Source organism: Pseudomonas sp. (genome assembly GCF_035554175.1).
Classification (GTDB): Bacteria; Pseudomonadota; Gammaproteobacteria; order Pseudomonadales; family Pseudomonadaceae; genus Aquipseudomonas.
Genome location: NZ_DATMIV010000022.1, coordinates 206,299 through 224,547, shown reverse-complemented (window position 1 = coordinate 224,547; position 18,249 = coordinate 206,299). Strand labels below are relative to the sequence as shown.

General features: G+C 60.8%; 15 protein-coding genes and 1 pseudogene. 5 read left to right on the top strand and 11 right to left on the bottom strand.

Features of this window, described 5'->3' with window-relative positions:
• The 5 genes from VNV36_RS12435 to hutC all read right to left on the bottom strand — a co-directional run.
• A partial coding sequence (locus tag VNV36_RS12435) for a glycine betaine ABC transporter substrate-binding protein (RefSeq protein WP_325718006.1) occupies window positions 1-632 on the bottom strand: 632 nt, incomplete at its 3' end.
• 69 nt (window positions 633-701) lie between these two features.
• Entirely contained in the window at window positions 702-2,171 is a 1,470-nt protein-coding gene (locus tag VNV36_RS12430) for a purine-cytosine permease family protein (protein ID WP_325718005.1), read from the bottom strand.
• A gap of 137 nt (window positions 2,172-2,308) precedes the next feature.
• Window positions 2,309-3,997 carry a urocanate hydratase gene (hutU, locus tag VNV36_RS12425; RefSeq protein ID WP_325718004.1) on the bottom strand — a complete coding sequence of 563 codons (1,689 nt, stop codon included), beginning with the start codon at window positions 3,995-3,997 and terminating at the stop codon, window positions 2,309-2,311.
• A 478-nt stretch (window positions 3,998-4,475) separates the two neighbouring features.
• Window positions 4,476-5,048, bottom strand: a complete 573-nt coding sequence (locus VNV36_RS12420) for a HutD/Ves family protein (RefSeq protein ID WP_325718003.1) — start codon at window positions 5,046-5,048, stop codon at window positions 4,476-4,478.
• Entirely contained in the window at window positions 5,045-5,755 is a 711-nt protein-coding gene (gene hutC, locus VNV36_RS12415) for a histidine utilization transcriptional repressor HutC (protein ID WP_162803449.1), read from the bottom strand. The genes VNV36_RS12420 and hutC overlap by 4 nt, the downstream gene beginning before the upstream one ends.
• Before the next feature lie 146 nt (window positions 5,756-5,901).
• Between hutC and VNV36_RS12410 the strand changes: the two genes are divergently transcribed.
• Window positions 5,902-7,266, top strand: coding sequence for a formimidoylglutamate deiminase (locus VNV36_RS12410; protein ID WP_325718002.1), 1,365 nt, complete (start codon window positions 5,902-5,904; stop codon window positions 7,264-7,266).
• 120 nt (window positions 7,267-7,386) lie between these two features.
• On the opposite strand, the gene VNV36_RS12405 is transcribed toward VNV36_RS12410, so the two are convergent.
• Window positions 7,387-7,956: a lipocalin family protein gene (locus VNV36_RS12405; protein WP_325718001.1), complete on the bottom strand. Its 570-nt coding sequence runs from the start codon at window positions 7,954-7,956 to the stop codon at window positions 7,387-7,389.
• A 29-nt stretch (window positions 7,957-7,985) separates the two neighbouring features.
• Window positions 7,986-8,240: a hypothetical protein gene (locus VNV36_RS12400; protein WP_016772095.1), complete on the bottom strand. Its 255-nt coding sequence runs from the start codon at window positions 8,238-8,240 to the stop codon at window positions 7,986-7,988.
• A 230-nt stretch (window positions 8,241-8,470) separates the two neighbouring features.
• Here VNV36_RS12400 and VNV36_RS25785 point away from each other — a divergent pair.
• The 4 genes and pseudogenes from VNV36_RS25785 to VNV36_RS12385 all read left to right on the top strand — a co-directional run.
• A pseudogene (locus VNV36_RS25785) lies at window positions 8,471-9,556 on the top strand (HAMP domain-containing protein); the annotation flags it as partial.
• Between the two features lie 93 nt (window positions 9,557-9,649).
• Entirely contained in the window at window positions 9,650-10,414 is a 765-nt protein-coding gene (locus VNV36_RS25780) for a methyl-accepting chemotaxis protein (RefSeq protein WP_414705508.1), read from the top strand.
• Window positions 10,415-10,635: 221 nt separating this feature from the next.
• Complete coding sequence (locus VNV36_RS12390; RefSeq protein WP_325717999.1) at window positions 10,636-10,908, top strand: type II toxin-antitoxin system Phd/YefM family antitoxin; 273 nt, start codon at window positions 10,636-10,638, stop codon at window positions 10,906-10,908.
• A complete protein-coding gene (locus VNV36_RS12385; protein WP_325717998.1) occupies window positions 10,905-11,237 on the top strand; it encodes a type II toxin-antitoxin system RelE/ParE family toxin in 333 nt (110 codons plus the stop codon). Before VNV36_RS12390 ends, VNV36_RS12385 begins: the two co-directional genes overlap by 4 nt.
• 1 nt (window position 11,238) lies before the next feature.
• On the opposite strand, the gene VNV36_RS12380 is transcribed toward VNV36_RS12385, so the two are convergent.
• From VNV36_RS12380 to VNV36_RS12365, 4 genes are all read right to left on the bottom strand, one after another.
• A complete protein-coding gene (locus tag VNV36_RS12380) occupies window positions 11,239-11,841 on the bottom strand; it encodes a DUF924 family protein (RefSeq protein ID WP_325717997.1) in 603 nt (200 codons plus the stop codon).
• A gap of 2 nt (window positions 11,842-11,843) precedes the next feature.
• A complete protein-coding gene (locus VNV36_RS12375) occupies window positions 11,844-12,854 on the bottom strand; it encodes a class 1 fructose-bisphosphatase (RefSeq protein ID WP_039756611.1) in 1,011 nt (336 codons plus the stop codon).
• 309 nt (window positions 12,855-13,163) lie between these two features.
• On the bottom strand, window positions 13,164-14,528 hold the full coding sequence (locus VNV36_RS12370; protein ID WP_325717996.1) for a DUF3999 domain-containing protein: 1,365 nt from the start codon (window positions 14,526-14,528) through the stop codon (window positions 13,164-13,166).
• Window positions 14,525-18,112, bottom strand: coding sequence for a DUF2339 domain-containing protein (locus VNV36_RS12365; RefSeq protein ID WP_325717995.1), 3,588 nt, complete (start codon window positions 18,110-18,112; stop codon window positions 14,525-14,527). Before VNV36_RS12365 ends, VNV36_RS12370 begins: the two co-directional genes overlap by 4 nt.
• Between the last annotated feature and the right edge of the window lie 137 nt (window positions 18,113-18,249).

The following is an 18,249-nucleotide window of genomic DNA, read 5'->3' as shown; positions in this document are numbered from 1 at the left end:
TAACTCGACAGCACGGCCGCATCCAACGCCGGACCAGTGCCCGGGCGGAAGTTGGTGTAGCTGTTTTCCAGGCCGTAGCTTTTCAGCATTTCGCTGTTGTCCAGCTCGCAGGTCCAGCCGGCCGGGCAGTTGTAGAAGCGGCCCTTGGACGGTTCTTCCGGATCCTTGAACACGGCGGCGTACTGGCCCAGATCGGCGATGTTCTTCAGGCCTGGTGCCTTGGCTTCGAGCTTGCGCTTGGCATCGCCTTCAACCACGTAGCGCGGCACATACCAGCCTTCGATGGCGCCTACCACCGGCGCACCGACACCGACCACTTTGCCGGCCTTCTCGGCCTTGTTCCAAACCTCGCTACGGCCGACCCACTCTTCGGCAAACACCTGGATGTCGTTGCTGCTCAGGGCGTTCTCCATGGTGATGGAGTTGCCTGGCAGGCTGTCGGTCTTGCAGCCGTAGCCTTTTTCCAGCACCACTTGCAGGACGTCGGTCAGCAGCATGCCGCTTTCCCAGTTCAGGCCGGCGAACTTCACCGGTTTACCCGACTCGCACCAACCCGCCGCTTGTGTGGCGCCGGCGCTGGCCAGCAGGCCCATGGAAAGCAATGTGGTCAGCAGGGTCTTGTTCGATTTCATTGTGTGACGCTCCTAATCAGTGAATTGGCTTACGGCAGTCAAGAGGCATCCAGCCCTGTCAACGTCCCATCAGACCGCTTGAATGCGGCCCGCCCTACTCGGTTGTTGTGCGTCAACCGCGTCCCGCTCGATTGGCAGGATCAATTGGTCGGGTACAGCGCTGTGCCACTTCTTGGCGGCGACGTAATACAGCCCCGCCGGGACCACCAGGCCGATGATCCAGGAAATATCCACACCCCCCATGGCTTCCACCAATGGGCCGGTATAGAACTTGGTGGCGATGAACGGCAGTTGAACCAGTACACCGAAGACATAGACGCTGATACCGAGGGCGTTCCAGCGACCGTAGCGACCGTTCGGGTCGGCCAGTGCCGGTACGTCATAGCGCTCGCGAGTGATGCAGTAGTAGTCCACCAGGTTGATCGCGCTCCAAGGCGTAAAGAACGCCAGCAAGAACAGGATGAAAGACTTGAACGCACCGAGGAATGAGTGCTGACCGAGCAGCGCGATCAGGGTCGCCGCGCCGACGATGACCAGCACGAAGACCAGGCGCTGCAAGCGCGTGACGTTCAGGTGACCACGGAAACCGCTGATGATGGTCGCAATGCACATGAAGCTGCCGTAGGAGTTCAGCGTGGAGATAGTGACCTTGCCGAACGCGATGCTGAAGTACAGCAACGCAGCGGTGGCACCGGTCCCACCCAGGCCCACGATGTAGGCGACTTCGTGACCCGCGAACTGCCCATTGGCCGAGGCGGCGGCAAACACGCCGAGGATCATCGCCACTTGTGCGCCGATGACTGAACCGGCGCCTGCGGCAAAAAAGGTTTTCACCGAGGACGTCTTGCTCGGCAGGTAACGCGAATAGTCCGCCACGTAGGGGCCGAAGGCGATCTGCCAGGAAGCCGCGAGCGACACCGCAAGCAGGAAACTGCTCCAGCTGAAATGACGGATTTGCAGGAGTGCGCCAACGTCCGTCTGGCTCATCAGGCGAGCGAACAGGTAAACAAAGGCAATCACCCCAATGACGCTGGCGACACGGCCAATGAAGTGAATCACCCGATAACCGAGCACCGTGACCAGCACGATGACACTGGCGAAGATGAGGATGCCGACACTGTCGCTGACGCCAAACAACTGGCCCAGCGCCTGGCCGGAAAGCACGGTTCCCGTTGCGGTGAAACCCAGGTACATCAGGCACACCAGCACGATCGGGATGACCGCGCCATACACACCAAACTGCACCCGGCTGGAAATCATCTGCGGCAGGCCGAGCTTGGGCCCTTGGGCGGCATGCAACGCCATGACACCACCGCCGAGCAGTTGGCCGATCAGCAAACCGATCAACGACCAGAACACATCACCACCCAGCACCACCGCCAATGCGCCGGTGACAATGGCCGTGATTTGCAGGTTGGCCCCCATCCAGAGGGTGAACTGGCTCAACAATCGGCCGTGTCTCTCCGCTTCCGGGATGTAGTCGATCGAGCGTTTCTCGATCAACGGCTTGCTGCTTGCGCGTGTGCTACTGACAGCCATGGTTCAACCTCTGTGGATTGCTCTGGAATTCATCCCTGTGGGAGCGAGCTTGCTCGCGATGGCGGTGGGTCGGTACCTGTTGCATCGACTGACACGCCCTCATCGCGAGCAAGCTCGCTCCCACATGGGCTCCGGGGTTACTTGCCGGTGATCATCGGCAGGTTCAGCCCCTGTTCCTTGGCGCAATCAATCGCGATCTGGTAGCCAGCATCAGCATGGCGCATCACCCCAGTACCCGGATCGTTGTGCAGCACGCGGGCAATGCGCTCGGCCGCTTCATCGGTGCCGTCGCAGACAATCACCATGCCCGAATGCTGGGAGAAGCCCATGCCGACGCCACCACCGTGGTGCAGCGAAACCCAGGTCGCACCGCTGGCGGTGTTGAGCAAGGCGTTGAGCAGCGGCCAGTCGGAGACCGCGTCGGAACCGTCCTGCATGGATTCGGTTTCACGGTTGGGGCTGGCCACGGAGCCGGAATCCAGGTGGTCACGGCCGATCACGATCGGGGCGGACAATTCGCCGCTGCGCACCATTTCGTTGAACGCCAGGCCCAACTTGGCGCGCTGGCCCAGGCCGACCCAGCAGATACGCGCCGGCAGACCCTGGAAGCTGATGCGCTCGCGAGCCATGTCCAGCCAGTTGTGCAGATGGGCGTCGTCCGGGATCAGTTCTTTGACCTTGGCGTCGGTTTTAAAGATGTCCTGCGGATCACCCGACAGCGCCGCCCAACGGAACGGGCCGATGCCGCGGCAGAACAGCGGACGGATGTAGGCCGGCACGAAACCCGGGAAATCAAAGGCGTTGTCGACGCCCTCTTCCTGGGCCATCTGACGGATGTTGTTGCCGTAGTCGAAGGTCGGGATGCCTTGCTTCTGGAATTCCAGCATCGCCTTGACGTGCACGGCCATCGACTGCTTGGCGGCTTTGATCACAGCTGCAGGTTCAGTCTTGGCGCGGGCGCGGTATTCGTCCCAGCTCCAGCCGGCCGGCAGGTAACCGTTGAGCGGGTCGTGGGCGCTGGTCTGGTCGGTGACCATGTCCGGGCGTACACCGCGCCTGACCAGTTCCGGGAGAATTTCGGCAGCGTTGCCGAGCAAGGCGATGGAGATCGCTTTGCCTTCCCTGGTGTACTTGTCGATGCGCGCCAGGGCGTCGTCGAGGTCTTTGGCCTGTTCGTCGACGTAACGGCTTTTCAGGCGGAAATCGATGCTGACCTGTTGGCATTCGATGTTCAGCGAGCAGGCGCCGGCCAGGGTGGCGGCCAACGGTTGCGCGCCGCCCATGCCGCCGAGGCCCGCGGTCAGCACCCAGCGACCTTTGAGGTCAGCGTTGTAATGCTGGCGTCCGGCTTCGACGAAGGTTTCGTAGGTGCCCTGGACGATGCCCTGACTGCCGATGTAGATCCAGCTGCCGGCGGTCATCTGGCCGTACATGGCCAAGCCTTTAGCGTCGAGTTCGTTGAAGTGTTCCCAGCTCGCCCAGTGCGGCACCAGGTTGGAGTTAGCGATCAGCACGCGCGGGGCGTTGGCGTGGGTTTTGAACACACCGACCGGCTTGCCCGACTGCACCAGCAGGGTTTCGTCGTCGTTCAGGTTGGTCAGGCTCTCGACGATCTTGTCGTAGCACTGCCAGTTCCGCGCGGCGCGGCCGATGCCACCGTAGACCACCAGCTCCTTCGGGTTCTCGGCAACTTCCGGGTCGAGGTTGTTCATCAACATGCGCAGCGGCGCTTCGGTCAGCCAGCTCTTGGCTGTCAACGTGTTACCGCGTGCGGCGCGGATCTGTACGTCACGAAACTTGTTGCTGTTCTGGGTATTGTCAGTCACGAAAAAGACTCCTCAGCGATCAATTCAAACCAACCCTGGCAGTGGGCAGCAGCCTGCGCGCTTCGCTGCGCGACAAGCGAATCAGTGGACGCTGCGGAGAGTCTCGGACGACTCATACGCATACGTCTTTACTTGTACATACAAGCATATGCAATCAAGCGGCCAACTTGCTGAAGGGTTGCTCAAGAAAAATGGCGGACAGGGCTGGAGAGCGCCTGAAACAAGGGTTCTGGCGTGGATGAATCTTTTTTCGAGGGGAGATTGAGGTTCTGAGGGGTTGTTACGAAAGCGTGGCTTTGCGCCTTGCTGGGGCGTTCGGTAACAAGCTGGTGCGCTTTGGGGAACAGGGCTGCGACGCCATTGTGGCGAGGGAGCTTGCTCCCGCTGGGCTGCGAAGCGGCCCCAAAATCGGTGTCGACTGGCGTTGGGAGTCCTTCGGCCTCCAGCGGGAGCAAGCTCCCTCGCCACAGAAGTGTATTCAGTTCTGGAGAAGTTCGATTACGCAGCAAGCGGCATTGGTAGAAACTTCGACCAAGCCGTTGTTTGCGTCCAGTTGCAGACAATCATGGCGGCCCAGTTGCGAAACGCGGCTACCGACCTGCACCTGCAGCGATTCACTGACACTGAACACCAGTACCGTCCCCGCCGAGCTGAAAAACCGCTGCGCACCGTCCAGCCACTGCAACCGCGCGCTGTAACGCTGCGGCGCGTAGATCAGATTGAAGTCACGAATTGCACCGCCGAGCAGCGTGCAGGACACCCGACTTTCGCCGTTGAAAGCAAACGGGTCGAGGGGTAACAGTGGGCGGCTATCGTCACCGTCGACGCACAGGGTCATGCCGTCGCCCTGCAACACGGTGATCACCCGCTGGTAGCCCGCGAACGTCGAGAAACCGCCCGACTCGGCGATATCGGCAATCGACAGACGCCAGCCAAAACCGTCCAGACCAGCGCCCGCATCACGGGTGATTTCTTCGGTGCTGCCGCCGCCGTTCTTCCACGGCATGCGCGGGTAGCCCTCGGCGCGTAGAACCTTCAATTCATAGTTCATTTATGGAACCGTCCTTCCAGACGATGACGCGAACCGGGATGGATCAGGCGAGCTGCGGTCACCGGCTGACGCCCCGACCATGTGCGGCGGCGAATCAACAGGCACGGTTCGCCCTTTTCGATCTGCAGCAACTTGCACTCGGACGGTTCGGCGAGGATCGCCTCGACCACGTGCTCGCCCTCGGTCAGCGGCGCGACCTGATTGAGATAGGCATAAGGAGTTTGCAGGGTGAAATCCTGCTTGAGGTATTCCGGCGCGACCAGGGCATTGACGAAACGGTCTTCGATTTGCACTGGAATATCGTTTTCGTAATGCACGATCAACGAATGAAACACCTTCTGTCCTTCACGCATGTCCAGCGCCAGCGCGCGCTCGGAGCCGGCGGCCTCTTCCTCCAGGGTGATCACCTGGCAGGTGTGGCGGTGGCCGCGCGAGGCGATTTCGTCGGCGATGTTGTGCACTTCGAACAGCGCGGACTGGCTCTTCGGTTCGGCGACAAACGTGCCGACGCCTTGCATGCGCACCAGCAGGCCATCGGCGGTCATCTCTCGCAGGGCGCGATTGATGGTCATGCGGCTGAAGCCGAGCTGGCTGACCAGTTCGCTTTCTGATGGCACGCGGTAGTGCGGCGGCCAGTTACCGCTGTCGATCTGCTGGGTGATCATCTGTTTGACGCGGGCGTACAAAGGCGCCGGACTGTCGCCCATGTTCGCGGCCAACGGAGAGACTGGAGGCGGAGTCGGCACGGTTGATCCCTGTTCATTGGATGAAAGTGACTAGCTTGCCGGAGTTTACCGGGCAGGCAAACGTCTGTATATGTATATACAAATAACACACGATGGGGTGCCGAACCATGTCCGCCTTCTTTGCCGAACGCGCACTGCTGCCTAACGGATGGGCCAATAACGTATGTCTTGAGGTCAGCGCCGACGGCCTGTTGACCCGAATCCAGGCCGATTCCACCGCAGACGGTGCCGAACGGCTGAGCGGGCCGGTGCTGCCGGGAATGCCCAATCTGCACTCCCACGCCTTCCAGCGGGCCATGGCCGGTCTCGCGGAAGTGGCCGGCAATCCCAACGACAGTTTCTGGACCTGGCGCGATCTGATGTACCGCCTGGTCGGAAAAATCAGTCCCGACCAGCTCGGCATCATCGCCCGTCAGCTGTACATCGAAATGCTCAAGGCCGGTTACACCTCGGTCGCCGAATTTCACTACGTGCACCACGACAGCAACGGCCAGCCCTATGCCGACCCGGCCGAGCTGGCGTTGCGCATCAGTCAGGCCGCCAGCGAAAGCGGAATCGGCCTGACCCTGCTGCCGGTGCTCTACAGCCATTCCGGTTTCGGTGGGCAGACGCCCAACGACGGCCAGCGCCGGTTTATCAACAGCACTGAAAACTACCTTAATCTACAAGCGCGCTTGCAGCCTTTACTGGCGCAGCAAAAAGCGCAATCGCTGGGCTTGTGTTTCCACTCGTTGCGCGCAGTCACGCCGCAGCAGATCAGCGAAGTGCTCGCCGCCAGCGACCAACAATGCCCGGTGCACATCCACATCGCCGAACAGCAAAAGGAAGTCGACGACTGCCTGAGCTGGAGCGGTCGGCGTCCGTTGCAATGGCTGTATGAAAATACCGAAGTCGATCAGCGCTGGTGCCTCGTCCACGCCACCCACGCCAATCCGGAAGAAGTCACGCTGATGGCCAACAGTCGCGCGATCGCCGGGCTGTGCCTGACCACCGAAGCGAATCTGGGCGACGGGATTTTCCCGGCGGTGGATTTTCTCGCGCAGGGCGGGCGCATGGGAATTGGTTCCGACAGCCATGTGTCGCTGAGCGTGGTGGAAGAACTGCGCTGGCTGGAATATGGCCAGCGCCTGCGCGATCAACGGCGCAATCGCTTGTATGGAGCGCAGCAGCCGATGGTCGGACGCACGCTGTATGACGCAGCGCTGGAGGGTGGCGCGCAGGCGCTGGGGCAGCCGATCGGGGCGTTGGAGGTGGGCAAGCGTGCGGACTGGATTGTCCTGGATGGTGCCGATCCGTATCTGGCGACAGCTTCGGGGGACGGGATTCTGAATCGCTGGTTGTTCGCCGGCGGCGATCGCCAGGTGCGCGATGTGCTGGTGAACGGTCAATGGGTGGTGAGGGATGGACGGCATGCCGGGGAAGAGCAAAGCGCCGGAGCGTTCACCCAGGTACTGCGCGATCTTTTAGGCTGACACAAAACAAACTGTGGGAGCGAGCCTGCTCGCGAAAGCGGTGCATCAGTCAATATTCATGTCGACTGACACACCCTCTTCGCGAGCAGGCTCGCTCCCACATTTGATTTGTATCGAGACTTAATTAGACGTCTTGGCCATCTGCCGATCCGACGCGCGCCAGATCAGTCGCGTGGTGTCGTACCCCTGCTGACGCGCCTTGCTCAGCAGTTCTTCGCGCACTACGCCATTGACGGTCGGCGTGCGTGACAACAGCCACAGGTACTTGCGACTCGGATCGCCAACGATCGCGGTCTTGTAATCATCGCTGAGGTACAACACCCAATACTCGCCCTTGGCCACACCGGGAATCAGGCGCGAGAACCAGTTATCGAATTCGACCCAGAGCTTGTCGGTCTTGCCCGGCACTTGTGGATAAGCCGTACCCTTGGCCTCTTCCCACTGCCAGTCCGGAGTCAGGCAGCGGTTGAGCACGCCGACGTTACCGTCAGGCTTGAGGGTGTAATGGGCTTCGGATTGCGCGCAGTGGCGCTGGAAATACATCGGCAAGCGTGCCAGTTCATACCAGGTGCCCTGATAACGCTTGAGATTGACGCTGTTGACGGTCTTCGGCGCCAACGGGTCGACGCCGGAAGTGGCGCAGCCGGCCAGTACCAGGCCAGCAAAAAGGATCAGCAATAACCGCTTCATTTTTATCTCCGTGGGCGCGAGGCCCCGGTTTACTTCAGGCCTTGGCCGGAAAACATCAGCACTTTGTCACCGGCGTATTGCACGCTGATAAAGCTGTTCTTGTCGCCCCAGGTGCAGCTGGACATACCGAGCGCGCCCGAGCAATCGGTGGGCTTGCCGAGGAGGGTTTCCACTTCGGACTTGGCCATGCCGGCCGAGAGCTTGGAGTAGTTTTCCTGATTGACCTTGCTGCATGCGGCCAACAGCACGCAAAACGACAGCAGGGCGATAGATCGCAGCGACATGGTGTAACTCCTGGAACGAGGGGGGATGGCATGGTGCCAACCAGAAGCTTAGAAGAGAAAAGTGTCATCTGGTTCCGTGGCCGGACGCCTATTTATTAGCCCGCCCGTCTGGCTTTTGCCGATAAATCAAGAACGTTGTGACGCTATCGAGCATTTCGTCGACTTTCCTCTCAAGCGCCTAATCTTTGGCGCGGCGCGGTCGAAATAAGAGCAGCGCAACGCTGCCGAATATGGCAAATTGCCGCCCTTTCTTGACCAGCCCCTTCGCGGTAGTTCATTCGATGACCAAAAACATGAAATTCAGCCACAAGATCCTGCTGGCTGCCGCCCTGGTGGTGGCCGTTGCGTTCGCCTGTTTCATTTTGTTCAACGACTATCGCCAGCGTCAGGCCTTGAGCAGCAGTACCGAAGCGACGATGCAGGAGCTTGGCAGCCTGACCACCAGCAACATCCAGACCTGGCTGGAAAGCCGCATTCAACTGCTGCAGTCCCTGTCGCAACAGGTCGCTGTCGACGGCAACGCGCCCGCCAGCCTCAAGCGCATCATTGACCTGCCCGCCTACACCGGCAATTTCCAGCTCAGCTACTTCGGCGGCGCCGACGGCGTGATGTTCTCCGTACCGGCCGGCAACCGCGCGCCGGACTACGACCCGCGCGCCCGTGGCTGGTACAAAGCGGCGAACAGCGCGCAACAGACCATCGTTACCGAGCCGTACATCGCCGCTTCGTCGGGCAAACTGGTGATCACCGTGGCCACCCCGGTACAGCGTCAGGGGCAGATGCTTGGCGTCGCGGGTGCCGACATCGACCTGAGCAGTGTCAGCGCGATCATCAACTCGCTGAGCTTCGGTGGCCACGGTCACGCGTTCATCGTCAGCGCCGAAGGCAAGATCCTGATCCATCCGGACAGCAAACTGGTGCTCAAAACCCTCGCCGAGGCGTATCCGAACGGTGCGCCTAAAGTCAGCCCGGGCCTGAAAGAGGTCGAGTTCGACGGCAAGACCCAGTTGATTTCCTTCACCCGCGTCAACGGCGTGCCGTCGGCCGACTGGTATGTGGCACTGGTGCTCGATAAAGACACCGCGTTCTCGATGCTCAGCGAATTCCGCACCTCGGCGCTGATTGCCATGATCATCGCCGTACTGATCATCATCGGCTTGCTCGGCATGCTTATCCGCGTGCTGATGCAACCGCTGCTGACCATGGGTCGTGCCATGCATGACATCGCCGAGGGCGAAGGCGATTTGACCAAACGTCTGGTGATTCACGGCAACGACGAATTCGGCGCACTGGGCACTTCGTTCAACCACTTCGTCGAGCGCATCCACACCTCGATCCGCGAAGTGTCTTCGGCCACCGGTCAGGTCAACGAAGTCGCCCTGCGCGTGGTCGCCGCTTCGAATTCGTCGATGTACAACTCCGATCAACAGGCCAGCCGTACCAACAGCGTTGCCGCTGCGATCAATCAGCTCGGCGCCGCCGCCCAGGAAATCGCCCAGAACGCCGCCCTCGCCTCGCAGCATTCCAGCGATGCACGCAGCCTGGCGGTCGACGGTCAGCAGGTAGTGGATAAAACCATTCAGGCCATGCAACAGCTGTCGGCGAAAATCAGTGACTCCTGCGGCAACATCGAAACCCTGAACAGCAACACGGTGAACATCGGCCAGATTCTCGAAGTGATCACCAGCATTTCCCAGCAGACCAACCTGCTCGCGCTCAACGCGGCGATTGAAGCGGCGCGTGCCGGGGAAGCCGGGCGCGGTTTCGCCGTAGTCGCCGACGAAGTGCGCAACCTCGCGCACCGCACTCAGGATTCGGCGCAGCAAGTGCAGAAGATGATCGAAGAACTGCAAATCGGCGCGCGTCAGGCGGTCAGCATCATGACCGAGAGCCAGCGCGAAAGCGAAAGCACCGTCGGCATCGCCAACCAGGCCGGCGAGCGCCTGGGCAGCGTGACTCAGCGCATCGGCGAAATCGATGGGATGAACCAGTCGGTGGCTACCGCGACCGAGGAACAGACCGCAGTGGTCGAGTCGATCAACGTTGATATCAATGAGATCAACACGCTCAATCAGGAAGGTGTGGAAAACTTGCAGGCGACGTTGCGCGCGTGTTCGGATCTTGAGCAGCAGGCGGCGCGGTTGAAACATCTGGTCGGCAGCTTCAGGATCTAAGCTGCGGCCTCAGGCCCCTTCGCGAGCAGGCTCGCTCCCACAGGCATCTTCGGTGTTTACACATTCTGTGTGCACCACGAAGTCCTGTGGGAGCGAGCCTGCTCGCGAAAGCGGCATTGGAGATGAAAACGTTTTGAATTGAATACGCTTGGTCAGCCCGCCCTGACGCTGGACTGAATTAAGACTAAACTCAGTCCCATTCAATTTAGCGGGACTCAACCATGAAGCTGTCATCGCAAATCAAACCCATCAGTTACCTGAAAAGTCACACGGCCGAAATCGTCAAATCAATCACAGAAAGCCGCGAGCCGCTGGTAATCACTCAAAACGGTGAAGCCAAGCTAGTGGTTATGGATGTGAAAAGCTTTGAAGAGCAAGAAGGCACGATGGCCTTGTTGAAACTGTTGGCGATGGGTAATCGGGAGATTGAGGAAGGCAAATACAGTGATGCTGAAGACGTCTTTGCCGAAATGGACAAGGCCGATCATCAATGAGTTTGAAGGTCGTTATTCTTCAGTCCGCACAAGCAGATCTCAAAGAACTTCGCTCCTGCCTCGTCAGACAGTTCTCATTCCGAATTTGGCAAAACACTTATGCCGATCTCAAAACTGCGATTCTCGGCCTCGCAGAGCTGCCTTATTCAGGCTCAATCCCCGAAGAAATCGAGAAGCTCAATCTCGGCCAATACCGCCAGATTGTTTTGGGAAGGAACCGGATTATTTATGAGGTGCGAGAAAAAACGGTTTTCATCCATATCATTGTCGATACGCGAAAAAGCCTACCGGCATTGTTGATGAAACGGCTTCTACGAGGCAATCCTTGATTTAGAACCGTGATCCAGGCTGATCGAGAAATACCAGCTCCTGCGCCGTAGACTCCCGCCCCAACACCGCATTGCGATGCGGAAACCGGCCAAACCGCGCAATCACCTTCTGATGCCTTTCGGCGTAATCCAGATTGTCGGCGAACACCGCACGCTCCGCCTCCGGCTGCTCAGCCACCAGCGCCATGAACCGCGATACGGCCTCGTTTTGCACCGCCAGGTTTTCGCAGTGTTCGAACACCAGGTAAATGAACACCCGTTGAATCGGCTTCAGTTGCTGATCAAAATCCGCCGCAATGCCTTGTGCGACGAGCCTCTGCGCACGTAAATCGCCGGAAAAGGCCTTGGGGGTGTCGCGATAGATCATGCGCGGCAGTTGATCGAGCAACAGCACCACCGCCAGCCAACCTTCGGGACGTTGCGTCCACTCGGTCAGTTCGCCGGCCAGGGCCTGATCGACAAAGACCCCGAAACGCATCTGCGCTTCGAGGTCCTGGCTTTTTCGCTTACCGAACCACAACTTGCCCTTTTGCGCCGCTACTGCGTTCGCTGATTCGGCGTGTCCGAACCACCAGTCGAGCAACGGCTGCCAGGGCGCGTGCATGGTTATTCCTTGTGGTAGGCCGTGGCGCGAGCGACTTCTTCTTTCGAGCCGAGGAACACTGCCACGCGCTGGTGCAGGCCTTCAGGCTGAATGTCGAGAATGCGCTGGTGGCCGTCGGTGGACGCGCCGCCCGCCTGTTCGACAAGGAACGACATAGGGTTGGCTTCGTACATCAGACGCAGCTTGCCCGGTTTCGACGGCTCGCGGCTGTCGCGCGGGTACATGAACAGACCGCCACGGGTCAGGATGCGGTGCACGTCGGCGACCATCGCCGCGACCCAGCGCATGTTGTAGTTCTTCTTCAACGGGCCTTCTTCGCCAGCCAGCAGCTCGCCGACGTAGCGCTGCACGGGGGCTTCCCAATGACGCTGGTTGGACATGTTGATGGCGAATTCCTGAGTGGTTTCAGGAATGGTGATGTCTTCGTGGGTGAGGACGAAGCTGCCCATTTCGCGGTCCAGCGTGAAGCCTTTGACGCCGTCGCCCAGGGTCAGCACCAGCATGGTCTGCGGGCCGTAGATGGCGTAACCGGCGGCCACTTGCTGGGTGCCTGGTTGCAAGAAAGCTTTTTCGTTCAGCGGCTCGTTCTGGCTCAGGTATTCGTTCGGGCAACGCAATACCGAGAAAATGGTGCCGACCGGGGCGTTGATGTCGATGTTCGACGAGCCGTCCAGTGGGTCAAACACCAGCAGGTAGGCGCCTTTCGGGTATTTGCCCGGGATCTGGTAGGCGTTGTCCATTTCTTCGGACGCCATGCCAGCCAGGTGACCACCCCATTCGTTGGCTTCGAGCAGGATTTCGTTCGACAGCACGTCGAGTTTCTTCTGCACTTCGCCTTGCACGTTCTCGGTGCCCATGCTGCCCAGAACACCACCCAGGGCGCCTTTGGATACGGCGTGGCTGATCTCCTTGCAGGCACGCGCCACCACTTCGATCAAAAAGCGCAGATCGGCAGGAGTGTTGTTGCTGCGGGTCTGCTCAATCAAATAGCGACTCAAGGTAACGCGGGACATGGACGGCTCCGGTGGAATGGGGGGGCTGAAAACCCGCGCAGTTTACAGGGAGTCTGAAAACCTAGCGAGCGAAGACGCCGGCTAACGTGCGCCTGGGTGTAGTTGCCTGTATGAGACGTGATTGTCGGTGGAGAGTTCAGGTGTCGGATTGAGCGTAGTCCGTAATCGGGCGAAGGTGACTGGCTTGGGATATGTATTGATTGATAAACCGCCTTCGCGAGCAAGCTCGCTCCCACATTGGATCTGCGTCGTTCACAAATCCTGTGTGGGAGCGAGCTTGCTCGCGAAGGCGCGCAGCGCCGGCCATGCTCAGGTATTGGCAGGCGGTTTGCGCAACAGACTGAATGCCATCGCTCCGAGAAACACCACACTGAGCAACAACACCGCCCACAAGCCGATCTTGTTCCAATTGGTCTCGGCCACCGCAGCCGTTGTCGCTGTCGAGGTCTGCGTCACTGCCGCTGCGCTCTGCACTGTCGCCTTGCCCAGGGTCGCCAGCTTTTCCGGTTTGAAATCCGGAATCAGCGTCGTCAGCGGCAGATTCGCTGTCTTCACACTCGGATTGCCCAACGCCAGGCTGTACGGCCCTTCGCCCCGGGCGAGGAAAATCACTTGCGTGGCGCGCACCGCGTATTTCATATCCGGCGCTTGCTCACCCAGACCACCGCCGCGCTCATCCACGGTCAGCTTGAGTTGCTGCACGGTCTGTCCGGAAAGCGGGATTTCATTCTGCACCAAGTCCTGACTGTTCTGCGTCAGGCGATACAGCAAGCCACTGCTCAACGTCTGCCACGGCAAACTGCTGTCGCGGCGGCCGGCCAGGGTGACTGGTGCCAGGCTGTTCGGCTGCTTCAGCGCAATCTGCACCCGCTCGACATTCAGCCCCATCGGCAACTGCCAGATATATTCTCCGGACTTGGTACTGCTGCCGGCCACGCTCGGCGACCAGACCAACGGCAGCGGCAGGTTGCGCGGGTCGCTGCTTTTCAATTGCGCCGAAGTCAGGATCGGCGCCGAGCCCGGCGACTCCCACAGCAATCGCACATAGCGCGCGGTCTGCCCTGGCAAGGTCACTTCGTGCTGTTCGATGCGCTCATCGGAAAAAGTCAGCCGCGCAACCTGGCCTTCGCCCCATGCCTGCCAGTGCTGCAGGTCGTCGCTGGCTTCAATGCTGAAGCGCTGGAAACCGTCGCGCTCGCTGGTCCAGTCGAGGATCAATTGCTGCAACGGCGCCTTGATCGCGCTGGCATCGAGCAGCCAGCCGCGCAGCACTTCTTCGCCCGCCTCCAGTTGCGAGGACGGCTGCACTTCGACCAGCGTGCCATTGGTGGTCGACTGCACGCGCACGTTGGGTGCGCGCTCGCTGGCGTCGGCGGCGTTGTACAGCGGGAACCACTTCACCTGGTGCAACTTGCCATCGTCGCGGGTCTGCGCCGACTCGCGAGCCAAAGCGTAAGCCTGCGCTTCGCCGGCGGCATTGAACACACGCAAGTCGCTGAGATCGGTCTGGCGCGCCTGCAATTGCGCGCTCAGCGGCAAGTCGAGGCGATACCACGGGCCGTTGCCGCTCACCGACAATGGCACCTGCGAGGCAAAGTCCGCCGGTTTTTCCTGCGCGCCGGCGACCATCACCACGCCCAGCGCCAACCACCCCAGATTCAGCATGCGACTCAAGATGCAACTCCTTCGGTTTCCGGCGCGGGTTTGTCCGCTGCCGGTTCAGCCTCGACACGTTTCGGTGGTAGCGGCGCGAAGTAGCCCACCACCAGCAGCAGCACGCCGACGCCGATAAACGAGACGATCCGGGCGAGGCCGCCACGGTTGCTCAGTTCGACAAAAATCAGTTTGGCCACCACCAGCGCAATCAGTGCCGCGCCAATCAGCCACACTTCGCGACGATGACGCAGATGGCCACCGATCATCAGCCCCAGCGCCATCAGCGTCCAGACGATCGACAACCCGGCCTGCACCAGCATCGAGGCGAGCAATTGATCGAGCTCGAACGGGATGCCGGCCCAATGGTGCGCAGCGCGGGTGACCAGCGCGGTGCAGAAGGCGAACAGCGAAATGCCGGCGATCAATTGCGTGGCGTAATCGGCGGAGTTCTGACGAATCGACACTTGTGCAACCGCAGTGCGCGACCACACGTAAACCCCGAAAAGCGCGAACAGCAGACCCAGTTCCAGCGGGTTGAGCAGTGGCACGTAAGGCAAAGGCTCGGCGTTGCCATCGCTGACGCCATTGGCCAGCCAGAACCACGCCAGCATCAACACTGCCAGCGGTGCCGCCGCATACAAGCGGTACTCGCGGGCAAACGCAGCGATCGGCCAGGCCCAGGTACGCGGCGCAGCCATCAACAATAGATACAGACTCGGCAGAATAGCCCAGCCCAGCCAGCGCCAGGCGTTGTATTGCTCGGACAACTGCAGCAGGCCGTAACGCAATTCCAGCGCCAGCACGCCAATCAGCAGCCAGCAACCGAGCACATGAGCGCTACTCAAGGCACGCATCGGCAGCATCGACGCCAGACGGCGCAGGCTGAAGAAGTGCACCGCGAACAGCGCCGGCCACGCCAGCCAGCCGAAGTCGGCGGCCGGGTGATAACGCGAATGCCATGCGCCGAGCAACACCAACGCCGCCGCCGGAATCTGCAAAGTGCACAGCAACCCCAGCGCCGGCCATTTCAGGCGCAACGACAACACTGTCCACAGCGCCACACTGATCGCAGCGATCAGCAGCAACAACGTGCCTTGCAGGTTCGGTGAGGCGAAACGCACGATTTCGCTGCCCCACGCCAGCGTCCACCAACCGGCGCCCCACACCAGTAGCACCTGCGACAAGCGCTGCAAACTAAAGGCATCAAAAGCAGTTGGATGGTTGCCCAATTGCAACCGCCACGCGCCGATCAGCGCGGCCAGCCCCAGTACCAGTGGCGTCCAGAATCCGCCATGGGCCAACGGCTTCAGCCCTTCGCTGGACAGCGACCCGAGCAATTCGGGACCGGCGAGCAAAAACGCTGCGCCGCCGATCACCTGCAACAATAGCCCGAAGACAAAACTCAGGCGCTGCTGCAGGTACAGGCTCAGCCAGATGATCAGCAAGCCGCTGGCCGCCCACACCGCACTCGCGGTTTGCCAGGGCAAGACGAACAACACTGCCAGATTGATCAGCGCCAGCCCGGCCAGCAACACCACCGACAAACCGCGCAGCAAGCGCACATCGGCGCGCACCATCTCATCGCGAGCCGCCAGCAGCATGCCGGCGATCAACGCCAGACCGATCAGGGATGCACTGAGCAACCCGCTCCAGCCTGCGCTGAACACTGCCGCCGAATCCTCCCCCGCACTTTGCAGGCGCAACAGAAACAACGCGCCGCCCAGCAGTTGCACGGCGAACGCGGTGAACAGGAACGTGCGCGATTGAATGCGCAGCCCAACCAACAACGTCACCAAACCGGCCAAGGCCCAACTGATCGCCGTGCCTTGAATAAACAGGAACAACGGTGCCAGCAGATAGAGGAAAGTCAGGCCCAGGCATGCCAGCACCGGCAGGACTTGCCTTTCCCATGGCGATGTCTGTTCAGACGCAGCCTTGCGCAGTTGATGGAAGCTGAACAGCAGCGCCGCGCCAAGCATCAGCGCGCCAAGCGGAGCACCGTCGAGCAAGCTGCTTTCGCCGACCTGCAACTGGCCGAGGAACGCCAGCGCCGAACCCAGTTGCAGCAGCAAGGCAAAGGCTCGGGCGAACGGTCGATGCTGACGCAGGCCCAGCCAGAAAATCCCCGCGCCTTCCACGGCCCACGCCGCTGACGTCCAGCGCGCGTCGAGCCCCAGCGGAATCGCGAGACTGGCAAAGATCACCCCCAGCGCCAGGCACGTTTCGCCCAGCAGCACCGCGCGCCCGCCCATCAGCGCTTTGGCCAGCGCCATGTAGATCATGCCCAGCGCCAGGGCACTGAACGCCGCCGCGAATTCCAGATGCTGGACCAGCGCGAACTGCAAACCGAAGCCAATGATCGGCGGGCCGAACAGCATCGTGCCGTCGGCATAATCCCCCTTGCGCGCCGACCAGTGCAGCAGCGCCTCACGATCTCCATCCGCCGGGGCATCCGGCATGTCGCGCAATTTGCGTCGGGCGAACAACAGGCCGATGGCGAGGTACATCACGAAGTACAAAATCAGAAACGGTTCGGTGCTCCACAACAGTTCCGGCGTGTAGGAACGCAAGCCCCAGGCGAAACCGATGCCGAAGGTGCCGACGAAGCCGATCAGGTTGAGCAGGCGCCAGGCCTTGAACCACGCGATGGCGAGAATGCCGGCGTTGAGCAAGGCGAAATAACTGAACAGCGCGACATGGTTGCCTTCACCGGTAGAGGTCAGGATCGGCGCGGCGAAACCGCCCAGGGCCGCCGCTGCCGCCAGCCCCAGCGCATCCTGGGTAATCGCCAGAATCGCCGAGAACACCGTGACTGCGACCAGCAGGCCCAGCGCGGCAGAAGGATCGAGCAACGGGTGCAGCCGCATCGCCGCAAACACCGTCAGGTACAGCACCGCGATCCCGGTGCCTTGCAGCATCAACGCGTAGTTGCTGTTGCGTCGGCGCAGCCACCAACCCAGCGCAAGCAGGGCCAATGCCGCTGCCGCGACGCCGGCGTAACGCAATTCGATCGGTACCACCATGCCTTCAGTGGCGTAACGCAGCAGGAAAGCCAGACCGAAAAACAGCAGCACCACACCAACGCGCAGCACGGTGTTGCCACCGAACAGCCAATTGCGCGCCGCACGGATGCCACGCTCGATCAGATTCGGGCCACGGGGTTCGGCAGGTTTTTTGGGTGGTTCAACAGGGACTGGTTCGGCACGCCAGACATCCGCTGGCAGCGGCTGACTGGTTTGGCGGGCAGCGACAGGAATCGGTTCCAGTTCGGGAGGCAGCTCCCAGACAAGTTCTGGAGTTGCGGGCTGATCGGCGACATCGACCGGTGCGACGACCGGCTGGGCAACAGGTTCCGCGCCGGGCGGTGTCGGCGCATGCGAGGGTGATTCCTCCAGTTCCAGCAGGCGTTGAGCCACGCCTTGCAAGGCTGCGCGCACCTGTTCGAGTTGGCGCTGTTGCTCCGTCGCCTGTGCAGCAAGACGCGCGATACGAATCGTCTGGCCGATGACCAGCCCCAGCAGCGCGCCCAACAGCGCGCCACTGAACGACTCGTCGAGCAGTCCACCGAGCACCAGCCCGATCAACATGAACATCCATTGCATGGTCGATATCCCTGAGCGCAAAGGCCAATCCGGGAAGATTAGCGCAGCCTGTCGCAAAAAGATCGCAGCCTGCGGCAGCTCCTACAAAGGTTTGTGCGAACACTTTGTGTAGGAGCTACCGCAGGCTGCGATCTTTT